Source organism: Kitasatospora putterlickiae (genome assembly GCF_039527695.1).
In the GTDB taxonomy this organism is placed as follows: domain Bacteria; phylum Actinomycetota; class Actinomycetes; order Streptomycetales; family Streptomycetaceae; genus Kitasatospora; species Kitasatospora putterlickiae.
In genome coordinates, this window is record NZ_BAAAKJ010000301.1 from 1 (window position 1) to 4,815 (window position 4,815).

Consider the following 4,815-nt stretch of genomic DNA (forward strand, 5'->3'; position numbering starts at 1 on the left):
CCGACCGGGCCGCCGCCGACCTCGCCGAACGGCTCACCCGCGCCGGCGCCGAGATCACCCTCAGCGCCCTCGACCTCGCCGACCGCGACGCCCTCGCCGACTGGCTGGCCGGCCCTGGAGCGCGCTTCAACGCCGTCGTCCACACCCCCGGCGCGGCCTTCCCCGGCCTCGTCGCCGCCCTCGCGGCCGCCGTCAACCTGCACGAACTGACCGCCGGCACCGAACTGTCCGCCTTCGTCGTGCACACCCCCACCGTCGGACCGCTCGGCACCCCCGGCGCCCCGGGGGAGGCCGCCGCCGCGGCGTTCCTGGACGCCCTCGCCCACCACCGCAGCCGCCACGGGCTGCCCGGCCTGGCCCTCATCACCGGCCCCGCCGACGGGGACGGACGCCCCGTGCCGCTCGGCCTCGGCCGGCTCACCGCCCAGGAGAGCGCCGCCGCGTTCGACGCCGCCCACCTGGCCGACCACACCTCCCTGCTGCTGCTCCGGCTCGACCCCGAAGGGCTGGACGCCCTCGCCCCGCAGGACGTCCCGGCCCTGCTGCGCGACCTCATCGACACCCCGGCCGGCCCGAGCGCCCCGGACACCGCGACCGCCGCCGCACTGCGCCGCCGCCTGGCCGGCCGCCCGCCCGCCGACCGGCGGCGCGAACTGCTCGACCTCGTCCTCGCGGAGACCGCCGGGCTGGCCGGTGACGGCCCCGACCCGATCCGCCCCGACGGCCCGTTCAAGGACCTCGGCTTCACCTCCGCCACCGCGGTCGAACTGCGCGGCCGCCTCACCGCCGCCACCGGCCTGCGGCTGCCCGCCACCCTCGCCTTCGACCACCCCAACCCGACCGCCGTCGCGGCCTTCCTGGTGAACGCGCTGACCGGCCGTCCGGCCACCGCCGCCCGGCCCGCGCCCGTAGCGCGCACCGTGCCGCCCGCCGAGGACCCCGTCGTCATCGTCGGCGCCGCCTGCCGCCTGCCCGGCGGCGTCGCCTCCCCGGCCGACCTGTGGCGGCTGGTCGCCGAGGGCACCGACGCGATCACCCCCTTCCCCGCCGACCGCGGCTGGGACCTCGACGCCCTCTACGACCCGGACCCGGCCGTCCCCGGCACCTCCTACGCCCGACACGGCGGATTCCTGCACGACGCGGGCCAGTTCGACGCCGCCTTCTTCGGGATCTCCCCGCGCGAGGCGCTGGCGACGGACCCCCAGCAGCGGCTGCTGCTGGAGACCTCCTGGGAACTCCTGGAGCGCGCGGGCATCGACCCGACCTCGCTCAAGGGGCAACCGGTCGGCGTCTACGCGGGCCTGATGTACCACGACTACGCCACCGACCTCGCCGAGGTCCCGGACGGCCTGGAGGGCTACCTCGGCACCGGCAACGCCGGCTCGGTCGCCTCCGGCCGCATCTCCTACTCCCTAGGCCTCGAAGGCCCGTCGGTGACGGTGGACACCGCCTGCTCCTCCTCCCTGGTGGCCCTGCACCTGGCCGCGCAGGCGCTGCGCGATGGCGAGTGCACGCTCGCCCTGGCCGGCGGCGCCGCGATCATGGCCCGGCCGACCTCCTTCGTCGAGTTCTCCCGCCAGCGCGCGCTCTCCGCCGACGGCCGGGCCCGGGCCTACGCGGACGGGGCCGACGGCACCGCCTGGGCCGAGGGCGTGGGCCTGGTACTGCTGGAGCGGCTGTCGGACGCGCGGCGCCTGGGGCACGAGGTGCTGGCGGTCGTCCGGGGTTCGGCGGTGAACCAGGACGGTGCGTCCAACGGGCTGACCGCCCCGAACGGCCCCTCCCAGGAGCGGGTGATCCTCGCGGCCCTCGCCAACGCCGGGCTGACGCCCGCGGACGTCGACGCCGTCGAGGGCCACGGCACGGGGACCTCGCTGGGCGATCCGATCGAGGCGCAGGCGGTGCTGGCCACCTACGGGCAGGGCCGTCCGGCCGAACAGCCGCTCTGGCTGGGGTCGTTGAAGTCCAACATCGGCCACGCCCAGGCCGCCGCCGGGGTCGCCGGCGTGATCAAGATGGTCGAGGCGCTGCGGCACGGCGTGCTGCCGAAGAGCCTGCACATCGACGCGCCCAGCACCACGGTGGACTGGGAGTCCGGCGCGGTCGCCCTGCTCACCGAGGAACGGGCCTGGCCCGAGGTCGACCGGCCGCGCCGGGCCGCCGTCTCCTCGTTCGGCGTCAGCGGCACCAACGCCCACGTGATCCTGGAGCAGGCCCCCGTCCAGGAGCCGGCGAACCGGGCGGTGCCCGTCGCACTCGACGGCGAACCCGACGCCGATTCCGGTACCCCGGTGCCCTGGCTGCTCTCCGCTCGTTCCCCCGAGGCCCTGCGCGCACAGGCCGAACGGCTCGCCGAGTTCACCGAGGCCAGGCCCGTCGCCGAGGCGCCGGCCGTCGCCCGCGCGCTCGCCGGCTCCCGGGCCGCGCTGGAACGGCGGGCCGTCGTGGTCGCCGCCGACCGGGCACGGGCGCTGAGCGGGCTGCGGGCCCTGGCCGGGGGAGAGGGCGGGTCGGGGCTGGTGTCCGGTCGGGCGGAGGTGAGTGGTCGGTCGGTGTTCGTGTTCCCGGGTCAGGGGTCGCAGTGGGCGGGGATGGGGCGTCGGCTGCTCGCCGAGTCGGTGGTGTTCGCGCGGGCTCTGGAGGAGGCCGCGGAGGCGCTGGAGCCCTATGTCGACTGGTCGTTGCTGGATGTGGTGAACCAGGTACCGGGTGCGGCTCCGCTGGAGCGGGTGGACGTGGTGCAGCCGGTGTCGTTCGCGGTGAACGTCGCTCTGGCGCGGCTGTGGTCCTCGCTGGGGGTGGTGCCGGACGCGGTGGTCGGTCACTCGCAGGGCGAGATCGCGGCGGCGCACGTCGCGGGCGTCCTCTCGCTGGAGGACGCGGCGGCCGTGGTGGCGCTGCGGTCGCAGGCCATCGCGCGGGGCCTGGCCGGACGCGGCGGGATGGTCTCGGTGGCTCTGCCGTTCGCCGAGGTGACCGGCGCGCTGCCGGACGGCGTGGAGATCGCGGCGGTGAACGGTCCGTCCTCGGTGGTCGTGGCCGGTGACCCGTCCGGCCTGGACACCGTGGTGGCGGCCTTCGAGGAGCGGGGCGCCCGGGTGCGCCGGATCCCGGTGGACTACGCGTCGCACACCTCGCACGTGGAGTCGATCGAGGCCGAACTCGCGGAAGTGCTGGGTGCGGTGAAGCCTCAGTCGGCGAGCGTCCCGTTCCTGTCCACGGTGGAGAACCGCTGGCTGGAGGGTCCGGAGCTGGACGCCGGCTACTGGTACCGCAACCTGCGGCAGACCGTCCGCTTCGCCGACGCCGTCGAGACCCTGGCGGCCGGGGGCTTCCGGGCGTTCGTCGAGGTCAGCGCCCACCCCGTGCTCGCCCACGGCATCGTGGAGGCCCTGGAGGAGTCCGTTCAGGCGCCGACCGTGGTCACCGGGACCCTGCGGCGCGAGGACGGCGGCTGGGACCGCGTCCTGCTCGCCGCCGCCGAACTCCACGTCCGTGGCCTGCCCGTGGACTGGTCCCCGGCCCACGCCGAGGCCGGCACCGTCCGTCCCTCCGAACTGCCGACCTACCCCTTCCAGCGCGAGCGCTACTGGCTCCGGCCGGGCCGCGCCGCCGGGGACCTCGCCGCCGTCGGTCTGGACAAGGCCGGCCACCCGCTGCTGGAGGCCGAACTGCTGCTCGGCACTGAGGAAGGCGCCGTCTTCACCGGCCGGATCACCGAACGCACCCTGCCCTGGTTGGCCGACCACCGGGTCGGTGGCGTGGCGCTGCTGCCAGGTACCGCGCTGCTCGACGCCCTCGCCCACGTCGGCCACCGGCTCGGCGCGCCCACCGTCGAGGAACTGACCGTCTCCGCCCCGCTCGTCGTCCCGGACGGCGGCGGCCCCGACCTCCAGGTCCACGTCGGCGAGGCCGAGGACGGCCGGCGCACCGTCCGGCTGCTCACCCGCACCGGCCCCGGCCTGCCGTGGCACGCCAACGCCACCGGAACGCTCGCCCCTGAGGGCCCGGAGCCCGCCGACGCCGACGACCTGACGGTCTGGCCGCCCGCCGGAGCCCGCCCGCTTGACATCGACGGCCTCTACGACCGGCTCACCGTCGCCTACGGGCCCGCGTTCCACGCCGTCGAGGCCGCCTGGCTCGCCGACGGCCGCCTCTACGCCCAGCTCCGCCTCCCCGACACCACCTCGGACGCCGCCGCCTACGGCCTGCACCCCGCCCTGCTGGACGCCGCCCTCCACCCGCTCGGCGAGGCCGGCCTCCTCCCGGGCGCCGACGTGCCCAGGCTCGCCTTCTCCTGGGCCGGCGTTCGCCTGCACGCCACCGGCGCCGAGGCGCTGCGCGTGGTCGTCACCCCCACCGGCCCCGACACCCTCACCATCCGGGCCGCCGACGACACCGGCGCCCCCGTCGTGGACGTCGAGGCCTTCACCGTGCGGCCGGTGGACCCGCGCGGCCCCACCGCCGGTCCGGCGGACGACGCGGCCCTGTTCGAGGTCGACTGGGTCCCCGCACCCGAGGCCGCCGAGGCGCCCGCCGACTGGATCCTCCACAGCGACCTGCCCGAGGACGGCGACCTGCCCGAGGACGGCGCCCTGCCGCCCCTCGTGGTCCTGCCCGCCGGCGGCGGCGCGCCCTCCGACACCGTGCCCGAGCGCGCCCACGCCGTCGGCCTCGACGTCCTGCGGGCGCTCCAGGCCTGGCTGGCCGACGACCGGACGGCCGACTCCCGGCTCGTCGTCGTCACCCGGCGCGGCGAACTCGTCCAGGAACCCGTCCGGGGCCTGGTGCGCACCGCCCAGTCGGAGAACCCCG

The 4,815-nt window shown here is 76.8% G+C and carries 1 protein-coding gene; it reads left to right on the plus strand.

Annotated features, from left to right (window positions below):
* Positions 1–4,815 (plus strand): type I polyketide synthase (locus ABD308_RS29080; protein ID WP_344340926.1); only part of this gene is annotated, 4,815 nt, incomplete at both ends.